The organism is Pantoea dispersa (assembly GCF_035783935.1).
Classification (GTDB): Bacteria; Pseudomonadota; Gammaproteobacteria; order Enterobacterales; family Enterobacteriaceae; genus Pantoea; species Pantoea dispersa_C.
Map to the genome: position 1 here is coordinate 363968 of NZ_JALKOV010000001.1, position 14326 is coordinate 378293.

General features: G+C 57.6%; 13 protein-coding genes. 7 read left to right on the forward strand and 6 right to left on the reverse strand.

The window, feature by feature from the left end; genetic code table 11:
- Nucleotide 1 precedes the first annotated feature (1 nt).
- From MXF20_RS01730 to rmf, 5 genes are all read left to right on the forward strand, one after another.
- Entirely contained in the window at nucleotides 2–1909 is a 1908-nt protein-coding gene (locus MXF20_RS01730; protein ID WP_325967301.1) for an ABC transporter ATP-binding protein, read from the forward strand.
- A 16-nt stretch (nucleotides 1910–1925) separates the two neighbouring features.
- Nucleotides 1926–3209, forward strand: coding sequence for a membrane integrity-associated transporter subunit PqiA (pqiA, locus tag MXF20_RS01735; protein WP_325967303.1), 1284 nt, complete (start codon nucleotides 1926–1928; stop codon nucleotides 3207–3209).
- Entirely contained in the window at nucleotides 3181–4824 is a 1644-nt protein-coding gene (pqiB, locus tag MXF20_RS01740) for an intermembrane transport protein PqiB (protein ID WP_325967305.1), read from the forward strand. Before pqiA ends, pqiB begins: the two co-directional genes overlap by 29 nt.
- Complete coding sequence (gene pqiC, locus MXF20_RS01745) at nucleotides 4821–5387, forward strand: membrane integrity-associated transporter subunit PqiC (protein ID WP_325967307.1); 567 nt, start codon at nucleotides 4821–4823, stop codon at nucleotides 5385–5387. Before pqiB ends, pqiC begins: the two co-directional genes overlap by 4 nt.
- Nucleotides 5388–5654: 267 nt before the next feature.
- Entirely contained in the window at nucleotides 5655–5822 is a 168-nt protein-coding gene (rmf, locus tag MXF20_RS01750; protein WP_013508548.1) for a ribosome modulation factor, read from the forward strand.
- A 66-nt stretch (nucleotides 5823–5888) separates the two neighbouring features.
- Here the strand turns inward: rmf and fabA are convergent, their stop codons facing one another.
- A complete protein-coding gene (fabA, locus tag MXF20_RS01755) occupies nucleotides 5889–6407 on the reverse strand; it encodes a bifunctional 3-hydroxydecanoyl-ACP dehydratase/trans-2-decenoyl-ACP isomerase (RefSeq protein WP_010616565.1) in 519 nt (172 codons plus the stop codon).
- 67 nt (nucleotides 6408–6474) lie between these two features.
- Nucleotides 6475–8337 carry a Lon protease family protein gene (locus MXF20_RS01760; RefSeq protein WP_325967309.1) on the reverse strand — a complete coding sequence of 621 codons (1863 nt, stop codon included), beginning with the start codon at nucleotides 8335–8337 and terminating at the stop codon, nucleotides 6475–6477.
- A 53-nt stretch (nucleotides 8338–8390) separates the two neighbouring features.
- Between MXF20_RS01760 and matP the strand changes: the two genes are divergently transcribed.
- Nucleotides 8391–8858 carry a macrodomain Ter protein MatP gene (gene matP / locus MXF20_RS01765; RefSeq protein WP_325967310.1) on the forward strand — a complete coding sequence of 156 codons (468 nt, stop codon included), beginning with the start codon at nucleotides 8391–8393 and terminating at the stop codon, nucleotides 8856–8858.
- Between the two features lie 73 nt (nucleotides 8859–8931).
- On the opposite strand, the gene ompA is transcribed toward matP, so the two are convergent.
- A complete protein-coding gene (gene ompA, locus MXF20_RS01770; RefSeq protein WP_325967311.1) occupies nucleotides 8932–10005 on the reverse strand; it encodes a porin OmpA in 1074 nt (357 codons plus the stop codon).
- A gap of 348 nt (nucleotides 10006–10353) precedes the next feature.
- Nucleotides 10354–10845: an SOS-induced cell division inhibitor SulA gene (gene sulA / locus MXF20_RS01775; protein ID WP_325967313.1), complete on the reverse strand. Its 492-nt coding sequence runs from the start codon at nucleotides 10843–10845 to the stop codon at nucleotides 10354–10356.
- 224 nt (nucleotides 10846–11069) lie between these two features.
- On the opposite strand from sulA, the gene MXF20_RS01780 reads away from it, so the two are divergent.
- Nucleotides 11070–11699, forward strand: a complete 630-nt coding sequence (locus MXF20_RS01780) for a TfoX/Sxy family DNA transformation protein (protein ID WP_325967314.1) — start codon at nucleotides 11070–11072, stop codon at nucleotides 11697–11699.
- Here the strand turns inward: MXF20_RS01780 and yccS are convergent.
- Nucleotides 11696–13834 (reverse strand): YccS family putative transporter, encoded by a 2139-nt coding sequence (yccS, locus tag MXF20_RS01785; protein WP_325967315.1) that lies wholly within the window; start codon nucleotides 13832–13834, stop codon nucleotides 11696–11698. The two genes, MXF20_RS01780 and yccS, sit on opposite strands and share 4 nt — an antisense overlap.
- An 8-nt stretch (nucleotides 13835–13842) precedes the next feature.
- A complete protein-coding gene (locus tag MXF20_RS01790; RefSeq protein WP_325967316.1) occupies nucleotides 13843–14286 on the reverse strand; it encodes a YccF domain-containing protein in 444 nt (147 codons plus the stop codon).
- Between the last annotated feature and the right edge of the window lie 40 nt (nucleotides 14287–14326).

Here is a 14326-nt window from a genome sequence, read left to right on the forward strand (position 1 = left end):
TATGTCACTGATCAGTATCCATGGCGCTTACCTGTCGTTCAGCGATGCGCCGCTGTTGGATAACACCGAACTGCATATCGAAGAGGGCGAGCGCGTCTGTCTGGTTGGGCGCAACGGAGCCGGTAAATCGACGCTGATGAAGATCATCAACGGCGAACAGCCGCTGGATGACGGCCGCATTATTTATGAGCAGGATTTGGTGGTCGCGCGGCTGCAACAGGACCCGCCACGCAATATCACTGGTTCGGTGTACGACTTCGTTGCCGAAGGCGTGGCCGAACAGGCTGAACACCTCAAGGCCTACCACGCCATATCGCACCTGGTGATGGAAGATCCGAGCGAGAAAAACCTCAACGAAATGGGGCGACTGCAGACGATTCTCGACCATCACAACCTGTGGCAGCTCGATAGCCGCATCAACGATGTACTGCAGCAGATTGGCCTGCAGCCGGACACCGAGCTGTCGTCACTCTCCGGTGGCTGGCTGCGTAAAGCCGCGCTGGGCCGTGCGCTGGTCAGCAACCCGCGCGTGCTGATGCTCGACGAACCGACTAACCACCTCGATATTGAAACCATCGACTGGCTGGAAAGCTTCCTGAAAACCTTCAACGGCAGCATCGTGTTTATCTCGCACGACCGCTCGTTTATCCGCAACATGGCGACGCGCATTGTCGACCTCGATCGCGGCAAGCTGGTGTCGTGGCCGGGCGATTACGATCAGTTCCTGCTGGGCAAAGAGGAAGCGCTGCGCGTTGAAGAGATGCAAAACGCCGAATTCGACCGCAAGCTGGCGCAGGAAGAAGTGTGGATTCGCCAGGGCATCAAAGCGCGTCGCACCCGTAACGAAGGCCGCGTGCGCGCGCTGAAAGCGCTGCGTCGTGAACGTTCCGAACGGCGTGACGTGATGGGCAAAGCCAATATGCAGGTCGGTGAAGCGGCGCGTTCCGGCAAAATCGTCTTTGAGCTGGAAAACGTGGATTACGGCGTTGACGGCAAAACGCTGGTTAAGGATTTCTCCACCCAGGTGCAGCGCGGCGACAAAATCGCCCTGATTGGCCCGAACGGCTGCGGTAAAACCACGCTGCTGCGCCTGATGCTCGGCCAGCTGAAGGCGGATGCCGGTCGCGTGCACTGCGGCACCAAACTGGAAATCGCCTATTTCGATCAGCACCGCGCGGAGCTCGATCCGGATAAAACCGTGATGGACAACCTGGCGGAAGGCAAACAGGAAGTGATGGTCAACGGCAAGCCGCGCCACGTGCTCGGCTATCTGCAGGACTTCCTGTTCCACCCGAAACGCGCCATGACGCCGGTGCGTGCGCTGTCCGGCGGCGAGCGTAACCGCCTGCTGCTGGCGCGTCTGTTCCTCAAGCCCAGTAACCTGCTGATTCTTGACGAACCGACTAACGACCTCGACGTCGAAACGCTCGAGCTGCTGGAAGAGCTGGTGGATGGCTATCAGGGCACTGTGCTGCTGGTGAGCCACGATCGTCAGTTCGTCGATAACACCGTGACTGAATGCTGGATCTTTGAAGGCAACGGCGAGATCGGCACCTTCGTCGGGGGCTACCATGATGCGCAGCAGCAGCGCGCCGCGTACAAACAGACCAAAGCTGCACCGGCTAGAACTGCAGCGGCTAAACCGGCAGAAAAAGCCGATGCCCCCAAACGCAGCGCAGGCAAGCTAAGCTATAACCTGACGCGTGAACTGGAACAGCTGCCGCAAAAGCTGGAGCAGCTGGAGACGCGCATCGGTGAGCTGCAGGCGCAGATGAGTCATCCGGACTTCTTCAGCCAGCCGCACGACAAAACGCAGCCGGTGCTGGATGCGCTGGCGCAGGCGGAGCAGGCGCTGGAAACCACCTTTGAACGTTGGGAAGAGCTGGAAGCGCTGAAAAACGGCGCATAACGCAGAGGGAGTCAGCATGTGTGCCACGCATCAGACGCAGCACTGGATGCTCTGTCCGCAGTGTGATTTAACCGTAAAACTGCCCGCCGTACCGGTGGGCAGCCGTGCGCGCTGTCCGCGCTGTCACACCACGCTGGTGGCCAACTGGCACGAACCGCGCAAACGCCCTACCGGCTATGCGCTGGCGGCGCTGTTTATGCTGCTGCTGGCCAATCTGTTTCCGTTTATCAGCATGCATGTGGCCGGCCTCAGCAGTCAGATCTCGCTGATGGCTATCCCGCAGGTGATGGATCGCGAGGACTATCGCAGCCTCGCCACGCTATTCCTGCTGTTTGTGCAGGGCATTCCGGCTTTCTGCATGATCGCCATTCTGCTGCTGGTGAATCCGGTGCGTTTGCCGCACAGCCTGCGGCTTGGACTGGCGCGTATTCTGTTTCAATTGCGCAGCTGGGGGATGGCGGAAATCTTCATGGTCGGCGTGCTGGTCAGCTTCGTCAAATTGATGGCCTACGGTGAAATTGGCCTCGGCAGCAGCTTCTGGCCGTGGTGCCTGTTTTGCCTGCTGCAGCTGCGTGCGTTTCAGTGTGTCGATCGCCGCTGGGTCTGGCAGTGCATCGATCCGCTGCCGCCGCTGGCGCAAACGCCGCAGGCGGGCATCAGCGGGCTGAAGCAGGGGCTGCGCAGCTGTCCGTGCTGCACCGCGATTCTGCCGGCCGCTGAGAAAACCTGTCCGCGCTGCGGCGTGAGCGCCGCGCCGCGCCGGCAGCACAGCCTGCAGTGGACGCTGGCGCTGCTGATCACCTCGGTGATGCTCTATATCCCGTCGAATATTATGCCGATCATGGTGACCGAAACGCTCGGCTCACAGTATCCGTCCAATATTATGGCCGGCGTCATTTTGCTGTGGAGCGACGGCTCGTGGCCGGTCGCGCTGGTGATTTTTATCGCCAGTATTATGGTGCCTTCGCTGAAGATGGTGGCGATTGGCTGGCTGTGCTGGCACGCCAGCGGCCGTGGCCGGCGCGACAGTGAGAAAATGCACCTGATTTATGAGGTGGTGGAATTTGTTGGCCGCTGGTCAATGATTGATGTGTTTGTGATTGCTGTGCTCTCAGCGCTGGTGCGCATGGGCCAGCTGATGAGTGTTTACCCTGCGCCAGGCGCGCTGTTGTTTGCGCTGGTGGTGATCCTGACTATGTTCGCCGCCATGACGTTTGATCCGCGCCTGATTTGGGATCGTCTACAGGAAACTGAACGTAAGGAGCCGCGTCTTGACGGACAACCAACACGGCATTGCTAACGTCGACCAGATCAAACGCTGGTCGCCGGTGTGGATCGTACCTATCGTCACGCTGTTAATCGGCGGATGGATTCTGTTTTATCACTTTAGCCATCAGGGGCCGCAGGTCACGCTGATCACCGAAAACGCCGAAGGCATTGTGGCCGGTAAAACCACCATTAAAAGCCGCAGCGTCGACGTCGGCACCGTCGAAAGTGCGGTACTGACCGACGATTTGCACCACGTCGAGATCACCGCGCGCCTGAATGCTGGCATGGAAAAATTGCTGCATAAAGACAGCGTGTTTTGGGTGGTGAAGCCGCAGATTGGTCGCGAAGGGGTGACCGGCCTCGGTACGCTGCTCTCCGGCGCTTACATCGAACTGCAGCCCGGTGCCAAAGGCGAAAAGCCGGAGAGCTATCAGCTGCTCGACGCGCCGCCGCTGGCACCGCCGGATGCCAAAGGGATTCGCGTCATTCTCGACAGCAAAAAAGCCGGTCAGCTTAATCCGGGCGATCCGGTGCTGTTCCGCGGTTACCGCGTCGGCACGGTGGAGACCAGCACCTTTGATACCGACAAGCGCATGATGACCTATCAGCTGTTCATCGCGGCGCCTTACGACCGGCTGATCACCACCAATGTGCGCTTCTGGAAGGACAGCGGCATTGCGGTGGATATGTCCGCTTCCGGCATGCGCGTCGAAATGGGATCGCTGACGACCCTGTTCAGCGGTGGCGTGAGCTTTGACGTGCCGGACGGCTGGGAACCTGGCGAGCTGGCCAAAAATCAGGACGACTACCACCTGTATGACGACCAGCGCAGCATTCAGGATTCGCTGTACACCAAACACACCGATTTCCTGATGTTCTTCAGCGACTCGATTCGTGGTCTGCAGGTTGGTGCGCCAGTCGAGTTCCGCGGCATTCGTCTCGGTACCGTGGCTCAAGTGCCGTACATGATCCCGGGCGTGAATCAGGCGCTGAACACCGATTACCGCGTGCCGGTGCTAATCCGCATCGAGCCGGACCGCTTTATCAGCCGTCTCGGTGATGACTTTAACCTTGAACAGCATCTGCAGGATGGTAAGAAACGCGGCCTGCGCGCCACGCTGAAAACCGGTAACCTGCTGTCCGGCGCCCTGTTTGTCGATCTCGACTTCTATGACAATGCCCCGGCTTATAAAGGGCCGAATGAAGTGGCCGGCCTGGAAGTGATTCCGACCGTGAGCGGCGGCCTCAGCCAGATTCAGCAGAAACTGATGGCGGCGCTGGATAAGATCAACGCACTGCCGCTCAACCCGATGATCAATCAGGCCACCGGCACGCTGAAAGAGAGCCAGCGCACTCTGCAGCAGCTGCAGAAAACGCTGGATAACCTCAATCAGATCACCGCCAATCCGGCGATGAAAACGCTGCCGGCCGATATGCAGCAAACGCTGCGCGAGCTCAATCGCAGCATGAAGGGGCTGCAGCCGGGATCGCCAGCGTATAACAAACTGGTGGGCGATATGCAGCGTCTCGATCAGGTGCTGCGTGAATTGCAGCCGGTGCTGAAAACGCTCAACAGCAAGAGCAACGCGCTGGTATTTGAAGCCAAACCGGGTCAGGATCCGCAGCCAAAGAGGGCGAAACAGTGAAAAAAGGGCTGATTATCGGCGCTGTGCTGCTGCTGGCGGGCTGCAGCAGCACTATCGACACCACTTATTACCAGCTGCCTGCGGGCAGCAATATGGCGCGCGTCAGCAGTGACGTCTCCGCCAGCCAGCCGATGATTTGGGTTGAGCAGGTGAGTGTACCGGACTATCTCGCCGGCAACGGGCTGGTGTATCAAACCAGTGACGTAAAGTACGTGATTGCCGCCAATAACCTGTGGGCCAGTCCGCTCGACCAGCAGCTGCAGCAGACGCTGGTCACCAATCTGGGCCAGGCGCTGCCGGGTCGGCTGGTGGCCAGCCAGCCGCTGGGCGAGACGCACGATACGCTCAGCGTGCACGTCACCGGTTTCCACGGCCGCTACGACGGCAAAGTAGTGGTAAGCGGTGAATGGCTGCTACAACATCAAGGGCGGCTTATCAAACATGGCTTTAATCTGACGCTGCCGCAGACCGAAGATGGCTATGATGCACTGGTGCGCACGCTGGCGCTCGGCTGGCAGCAAACGGCACAGCAAATCGCGAATAGCGTGGTTACGCTAAATTAAGAATTGTTCGATGCTTATGCTAAGTCCCTGATTTGCCGTATTGTGACGGCGCGCAAATCAGGGACTTTTTTATTGCGGAATCAGCCAGATATGGCTGCTGTACTGACGGTTATGTGTCTATTTCGCGGCAAAATGATGACATTGGCGTGAATTTTGCGCATTGACCTTTCGCCGACCTCGGGTTAGAACATTACTGTGGTTGAACATTAATTCACCACTCTTTCTTTCCACCAGATTCCACCAGACCTGAAATGAGGGAAACGAGGTATGAAGAGACAGAAGAGAGACCGCCTGGAACGAGCACATTCACGAGGCTATCAGGCAGGCATTACCGGCCGCTCAAAAGAGATATGCCCTTATCAAATGATCGATGCCCGGTCTCACTGGTTGGGAGGTTGGCGACAAGCCATGGAGGACAGGTCGGCGGTGGCTTAGGCACCGTCGGATGTCCATAAACAGGAAAAAAAACCTCCGCTGCGTGCGGAGGTTTTTGTTGGCGGGTCAGAACGCTGAAGTGTCTTTAAACAGGCCCACTTTCAGGTCCGTCGCGGTGTAAATCAGGTTACCGTCGACGAACACTTCGCCATCTGCCACGCCCATCACCAGCTTGCGGTTGATGACGCGTTTGAAGTGAATTTTGTAGGTGACCAGCTTCGCGGTTGGCAGAACCTGGCCGGTGAATTTCACTTCACCAACGCCCAGCGCGCGGCCTTTACCTTCCGCACCCAGCCAGCCGAGATAGAAGCCAACCAGCTGCCACATGGCATCCAGGCCGAGACAGCCCGGCATCACCGGATCGCCTTTGAAGTGGCAATCAAAGAACCACAGGTCAGGGCGGATATCCAGCTCGGCTTCCACATAACCTTTATCGAATTTACCGCCGTCTTCGGTCATTTTGACCACGCGGTCCATCATCAACATGTTGTCAGACGGAAGCGGTGGGCCATTTTCGCCAAACAGTTCGCCGCGACCAGAGGCAATCAGGTCTTCTTTGCTATAGGATTCGCGTTTATCTACCATGTTCTCAATATGCCTTCTTTTAGTGAAGCCCGAATATTAGCGAACAGTTGTACGCTGGGCAATGCAATCAGCTGTGGTTGAACCAGTTGAGCCAGCGTAAAGGCCACGGGCGCGGTCGGCTCTCCTGCTGATTGAGCTGGGTAATGCGCTCCTGAATGGTGTTCAGCAGCGATTCGCCGCTTTCGCTCTGCCAGGCAATGCCGGTTAACAGCGGCAGCGCTTCGTCAACGCGCTCAATCGCCCAGATGTGGAACTGCCCCTGCTGTACCGCGGCCACCACCTCTTCGCTGAGGCTGAGATGGCGGACGTTGCTGGCAGGCAGAATCACCCCCTGTTTGCCGGTCAGCTCACGTGACTGGCAAATATGGAAGAAGCCTTCGATTTTCTCATTCAGGCCACCGACCGGCTGCACGTTACCAAACTGATCCACCGACCCGGTGACGGCGATTTGCTGGCTCAGCGGCTGATTTGCCAGCGCGCTGATCAAGACACACAGCTCGGCCAGCGAGGCGCTGTCGCCATCGACCTCGGAATAGGATTGCTCAAACACCACCGATGCCGAGAACGGCAGCTGCTGCTCCAGCTCAAGTTCCGAAATCAGGTAGGCCTGCATGATCATCATGCCTTTGGCGTGGATGTTGCCGCCAAGCTCTGCTTTGCGTTCGACGTCAGTAAACTCGCCGTCGCCCGGATGCACAACGCAGGTGATGCGTGATGGCTCGCCCCACGGACGTGGATGGCCTGGGAATTCAATCACCGACAGGCCGTTGATCTGACCGACCACTTCGCCTTCGGTCTCGATCATGATCTGATTCAGCAGAATCTCATCGCGCATCCGGTCGGCGAGGAAACTTTCGCGCCACTGACGTGCTTCCAGTGCTTCCTTCAGCGCGTCACCATTCAGCGTCTCACCGTGCAGCGCGGCTTCCTGCAGCTGACGGCGCAGCCAGCGCGGGCACAGCGGCAGCGTGTCCTGATCGCCGGTCAGACGCACGGCTTCATTGATCAGCAGCGGCCAGAAATCAGCCTCTGGCGCAGATAAACCGGCCAGCTCTGCCTGGCTGAGCGTCCAGCGGCACCAGTTTGCCATGTCATCATCGTCGACCAGCTGCAGGTTCTCTTCGAACTCGCTGTACAGCGCCATTTCGTGCACTTCAACGTCCAGCTCCTGGAAGCTGGCCAGCGCCTCGCGATCGCCGCATAAAATCAGACGCAGCTGCAGCGGCAGCGGGGGAATGGTGACCGGCAACGGGCGGCGCTCGTCCGGTGAATACCAGTCAAAGCGGCCCAGCTCAATCACTTTGCGCAGGCGCAGCCACAGCAGCGGCTGTGCCAGCAGGGTGTTGATCGACAGGATCAGCGTGCCGCCATTCGCCTGGTGCAGCAGACCGGGCTCCAGCTGCACGCGATCTTTATACTGACGCACGCAGCCGAACAGCTGCTCGGACTCAATCCAGTCGGCGTAATGTACGCCGCCAGCGCTGGTGAACGGACGACTGGCGTCAACAGGCGGTTGCAGGCTGACGTTATCGCCCATCACATGGTAATCACCGCCGTACAGCGCAGTCTCATCCGGCTGGAAGCGCTGTGCCGCTTCGGCAATCCACGCCAGATAATCGCTGTTTTCCTGGCTGCGCAACAGCAGCAGCGGAAAGCCCAGCGTTTGATGGTGTAAATGCGCCAGCGCATTCAGCAGACGCGGCTGAACCGCGGCAAGCGTATCGCTATCTTCCAGAGAGACGGTTGAGAAAAGTGATTGGTAGCGCGAGCTATCCGGCTGCAGGGCTTGCCACGTAAGTTGAGTGCTGGTCAAAATATTCGCATTAGTCTGATTCAGGAAAAGCGCGATTATACAGGATTCAACCCGGTTAAGCACGGCGCACTTCCGGCCCGAACTGTGAGCAGCACGACATGTTTTTCCTTGCTGCATCCGGGAAAAAAGCTGTTATTCTTAGTTTGTTACGTGATCACGATGAGATTCCGATGAAATACCAGCAACTCGAAAATCTTGAAAGTGGATGGAAGTGGAAATACCTGGTGAAAAAGCATCGGGAAGGTGAACTGATCACCCGGCACATCGAGCTGAGCGCGGCGCAGGCGGCGGTTGAGACGCTGCTGGCGATGGAGAACCATCCGGTCGACGTGGGTGACTGGATCGCGAAGCATATCCATCCTGAGCTGGAAAACCGCCTGAAGCAGACCATTCGCGCCCGGCGCAAACGTCATTTCAATGCTGAGCATCAGCACACGCGCAAGAAGTCTATCGATCTGGAGTATCTGGTGTGGCAACGTCTGGCCGGGCTGGCGCAGCGTCGCAACAGCACCTTGTCAGAGACGATTGTTCAGCTGATCGAGGATGCGGAACGCAAAGAGAAGTATGCCAGTCAGATGTCGACGCTCAAGCAGGATCTGCAGGCCATTCTGGGCAAAGGCGGCGCGGAAAACGAATAGCTGTGAACAGAATTGCGTCATAATGAGCCATAAAAAAACCCCGCCGAAGCGGGGTTTTTTACTGCGCGATAACTTAAGCCTGTGGCTGAGTTACAACGTCTTTGATACCTTTCACGTCGATTTCAACGCGACGGTCTGGCGCCAGGCAGTCGATCAGGGCATTACGGCCTTTCACGCTGTCACAGGTGTTGCCAGTAACTGGGTTGGATTCACCCATGCCACGTGCAGAGATCTTGTTAGCCGGGATACCTTTAGATACCAGGTAGTCGACAACAGACTGAGCACGTTTCTCAGACAGTTTCTGGTTGTACTGGTCTGAACCGATGCGGTCGGTGAAGCCCAGAACCACAACAGAACCGTCTTTCGGATCCATTGAGCTCAGCTGGCTGTACAGCTGATCCAGAGCCTGCTGACCTTCTGGCTTCAGGGTAGATTTGTTGAAGGTGAACAGCACGTCAGACTTCAGGGTGAAACGCTTGGTTTCAACAACCGGAGCCGGAGCTGGCGCTGGAGCAACAACTGGTGCTGCAGCTTCGTCCTGACCGAAACGGTAAGAAACGCCGACGCTCAGCATGCTGTTGTCTGGACGCGCACCAACGGTACCTGCGTCACCGATGTTGTTAACCCACTGGTAGTCCAGGCGAGTCGCCCAGTTTTTGGTCAGTGCGTATTCAACACCAACAGCAGCCAGCGGAGAAACGCCGGTGTCGTGGTTGCTGGTGCGAGTGCCGTCGTTTACGTTAGCCTGAGTTGAGTCTGCACGCCATACCATGCCACCCAGACGGGTGTACACGTCCAGATCGTCAGCAATTGGGTAGCTCAGTTTAGCTGCCAGCTGAACGCCCTGTGCTTTGAATGCGCCGTTAATTTGATTGCCTTTGTTCGGCATACGGCCCAGCCAGTCGTAGCCCAGCTCGAAGCCCAGGTATGGGTTAGCCTGGTAGCCCAGGAAAGCACCTGCGCCCAGCTGAGATTCGTGGGTTGGACCGTCGTTGTTTACGTAACCGTTACCGTAGTAACCAGTATCGTGATACTGAGACCAGCCCAGTTTAGCACCGGTGTACCAGGTGTCATCTTTAGGAGCGGCCTGCGCTACGGTAGCGAAGCCAGCCAGTGCCACTGCAATTGCGATAGCTGTCTTTTTCATTTTGCGCCTCGTTATCATCCAAATAGGCAATGAGCAAAAAGGTTGCTCTTGGTTGTAATCCTTCGCCGGGTCTAAACGCTCGCTTATGACTCTACCGAAAAAACGGAGGTTATTGAGCACCCTGGCGAGGTAAAGTCTACAACGAGATTGGAAACTTACAAGTATGATGTGACGTCAGCGGATAAAAAAACAGGGATTTATACACACATTTTAACAAATGACATGGCAAAATTTTCGCTAATGGAAAAGAAAAATGCGGCTAAGCCATTGTCATAGCTGGCGGGAAAAGAATCAGTGGCTTAGCCGCAACTTTGTGAAAAAATAGCGTGAGAAAAATCTTAGTTTTACTTAATGAAACAAATCAGACGGAATTTTTGCGCTGTTTGGCTGTCTGGACAGAGCAAGATCCTGCCCCTGAGGACGCATAATCAATCCCAGCGCTTCGCCTTCCGCCGCAGCCTGCTCAAGTTCCAGGCGTTCTTCATTGCTCAATTCATAAGGAATCCAGGCGAGTACCACGCTGTAATTGCCAGTGCGCAGCGCCTTAACCATGCTCTCGACCGTGCTCAAACGCTCGGATTCGGTGATATGCATACTCTTTTCCAGCGGTAATCCCGACTGCTGCATCCAGCTGCGGTTCAGTTTGTGCGCCGGAGTCAGCCACAGCTGCCAGCGTGACTGCGCGCTCAGTTGCTTCAGGACCGGCAGCAACAGCAGCGGCATAATGCCAGGCTGTTCGCTGTAACGCAGTTCAGTAATACCACCCAGAGAAGGTTGCGTTAAGCCAGTGCTGGCGAAACGGCGGGAACGATCAGCAGGGCCAGAGTATTGAGTACGCATAATTTAATCACTCAGTAATGAACTGTATGAATATACAGTAATGAGTTCCTGGATAAAGATCAACCTCAATTTCTGAAAATGCCTCGCAAATTCGGCACAAGATCCCCTTGTTGCTGCTTTTATTCATTGAACAGCTAAATCGTTTTTTCTATCTTCTAACCAGATGAATCTCTGAGCTTTTTATAGGAAATTTCCCGCGCAAGGAATGAGAAAAAGGGGACGTTATGAAGAAAAATAATCCGGTCGTTGAGCAGTCCAAAGCCCAGTTAGCGGCATTGGGAAAAATTGAATCGCGCACCCAGTTTGGTGGCTACGCACTGGCGGTTGAGAAGGTGGTATTTGCTTACATCAATGAGGATGCGCTCTATCTGCGTGCCAGCGAGGCGCTGCAGCACTATGCCGCGCAGCGGCCACTGGAACCGCTGGTATACCGCAAGCGCGGCATGCCGGTGACGCTCAGCTACTACAAAGTGGATAAGCAGCTATGGCAGGACACCGACCAGCTGCTGCGCTTATCGGCCAGCTCGTTGTACGCTGCGCGCGCCGAGGCGGCGAACAGACTTGTCTTGCTCAGGCTGAAAGATCTGCCCAATCTCAGCCTGCGCATGGAGCTGATGCTGCACAAAGTCGGGATCAATTCGGTGCGGCTGCTATACGAAATGGGGTCGCGCCAGAGCTGGCTCAGGCTGCGGGCGGTGAATAAAGACATCGGCCTGAAAACCCTGCTGGCACTGGAAGGGGCGATCTCCGGCCATCATCAGGCGGCGCTGCCGGCGGCGGTACGTGAAGAGTTAAGCGCGTGGTATCAGGAGACGCTCCGCCAGCACGCGGCGGCGGAGCGTTTGTTGCCTTAAGCGGCGGCAATGACGCGGCGCAGACGGGCAATTTCCGGCAGCAGGGCAATCAGCAGGCCCAGCTGCTGTAACACCAGCGGCGCCTGCGCCTCGTCACTGGTTTTCAGCGCGCTCAGCCGCTGCATCAGCGCCTGCTGCATCGTTTCTGCCTGTGCTTCGCTGACGCGTTCAATCTGCAGCACATCCTCCACAAAACAGACCGCGTCATCCAGCAGCGTCAGCAGTTCGCCCTCAGTCAGCCGTTCACGGTGCGCGCCCAGCGCAGAGATATAACTGAGAAACGAATGGTTGAGGCACAGCAGGCGGAACGCATTTTCACGCAGCGGCTGCTGCAGCTTCAGTTCGCTGCTCATGTTGGAGACCACCGAGGCCAGCTCTGCATCGGCGTTGTGGGCGTCACGCCGCGCCACGCGATAGGCGAGGCGGTTATCTTTGCCCTGATGATACTGTTCCATAATGGCATCAAGATAACGGCAGTTGGCATCCAGCGTGCGATCGGCCACGGCCGTCAATTTACGGAAGCGCCAGTCAGGCCAGACAAATGCCACCGCCAGCCAGGCCAGTCCACAGCCGAGCAACGTATCCACCACGCGCGGCAGGGCGACATCAAAACCTTCACCCAGCAGATTGAAACACAGCAGCACCAGCAGGGTGATGAACAGTGTCGCCTGTGCGTACTGAATCTGGCGGAAGGCAAAAAACAGCACGCCGCTCAGCACGATCAGGATCAGCTGGCCCTCGACCGACGGCACCAGCCACAGCACCGGCAGGCCAATCGCGATACCGGCCAGCGTTCCGCCGATACGCAGCGCCAGCCGTCGTCGCGTGGCGTTGTAGTTGGGCTGACAGACAAACAGGCTGGTCAGCAGGATCCAGTAGCCGCGATGGAGGCCGGTGAGCTGGATGAAGGCATAGCCGACGCACAGCACCAGTGACATGCGCACCGCGTGGCGGAACAGCGCAGAACCCGGGCTCAGGTGGCGGCTGAGGCGCAGACGAATATCGGCCCAGCCGCTCAGCCCTTCGCGTGACAGATGGTGATCGCTTTGCGTTAGCGGTTCTGCCAGCCGCTGCTCCGATTCGATCGACGCCAGCTGCGCGTCGATAGCGCGTAAATTGCGCAGCAGCCAGAACAGCGGACGAATGTGCGCCGCCTGCGGATCGTTGTGCTGCAGGCGCTGCAGCGCGGTCTCCAGCCGCTCAAAGCTGCGCGCGAAGTGGCTGTCATGATGCCATGGCTGGCGCAGCACAATGTTCTCAGCCAGCTGACGGCAGGCCTGCGCCTGCATGTTCAGCAGCCGCTGGAAGCGAAACAGCACTTCGTTGTAGCGCCAGTCGTCGCGCAGCAGGTGATACTGCAGATGCGAGGAGCTGGCGCGCTCGTGAATATCCTGCGCCACAAAATAGTAATGCAGGCTGCGCCGCGTACTGCGTGAACCGCGGTCGCCGCGTAAACGGCTCTGAATGGTGGTTTTTGTCAGGTTGAGCTGCGCCACCAGCTGACTGTTCACCATCGCGGTGGCAATCAGCGCGGCGTCATCCTGTTCATCGCCATCGGGATCAAACAGGTTGGCTTTGGCTTCCAGATAGCGCGCCAGCTGGGAAAAGCTGGCGGCCAGTTGCTCCTGCACCGGGCGCACCGGGAACATCAGATGGCCGATGAAGGTCAGCAGGTTGTACCACAGCGCGCCAATCAGCAGCAGCGCTGGCTGCATCCACCACTGCGGGAACAGGCCAATGCCGAGCATGGTATAAACCGCAATCAGTAGCGCGCCAAAGGCAATGGTGGCGTAGCGTTGTCCCAGCGCGCCCAGCAGAATAAACCCCCAGCTGGAGAGCGCGAGGCCAATAGCAAACAGCCACGGATGCGGGAACAGCAGCTCCACCGACACTGACGCGATGCAGAAGCACACCAGCGTGATGAGCAGATTGCGTACGCGGCCGGTCCAGCGATCGTCGAGATCGGCCAGCGCGGCCGCCACCACGCCGAGCGTCAATGGAATGGTCCACTCAATCTGCTGCAGCCACCAGGGGACGGCGGCGCAGCCGGCCAGCGCGAAGAAGATGCGCAGCAGGTAGCGCAGGCTGCTGTTAAACAGGTAACGGCGCCAGCCGGGCAGAGCGTCAGGCATCATCTTCAGCCTCAGTAGCGGCGCCGGGCGTTGGCTTCACGCGCCGCCTGCGCTTCTTCCACCGACACCACACGACGACCCACCGGCCACAGCGCGATGGCAGCGATTTTAAAGTGGGCAATACCGGTTGGGATGCCGATGATGCTCAGGCATTGCACAATGCCGGTCGAGATATGCATCAGACACAGCCACCAGCCAAAGAAAATCAGCCAGAACAGGTTGAGAAAGGTGCCGCCGGCGTTCAGCACGTGGCTTTTGCTCTCCGGACGCAGTACGTCAACGTGCACCGCTTCGTTGCCAAATGGCAGCAGGGACAGTTTGGTTATTTCCCAGCAGGAGCGCGTCAGCGGCAGGGTAAAAATCAGCACGATGCTGATCAGCGTGGCAAACAGCCATCCGAGAGTGGTGATAAAGCCGCCAAGGATAAAATTAAGAATATTAAGCACGGTGCGCATAACGCGTTTTTCCTTTTGCAATCCGCAATATGTGTCGCCC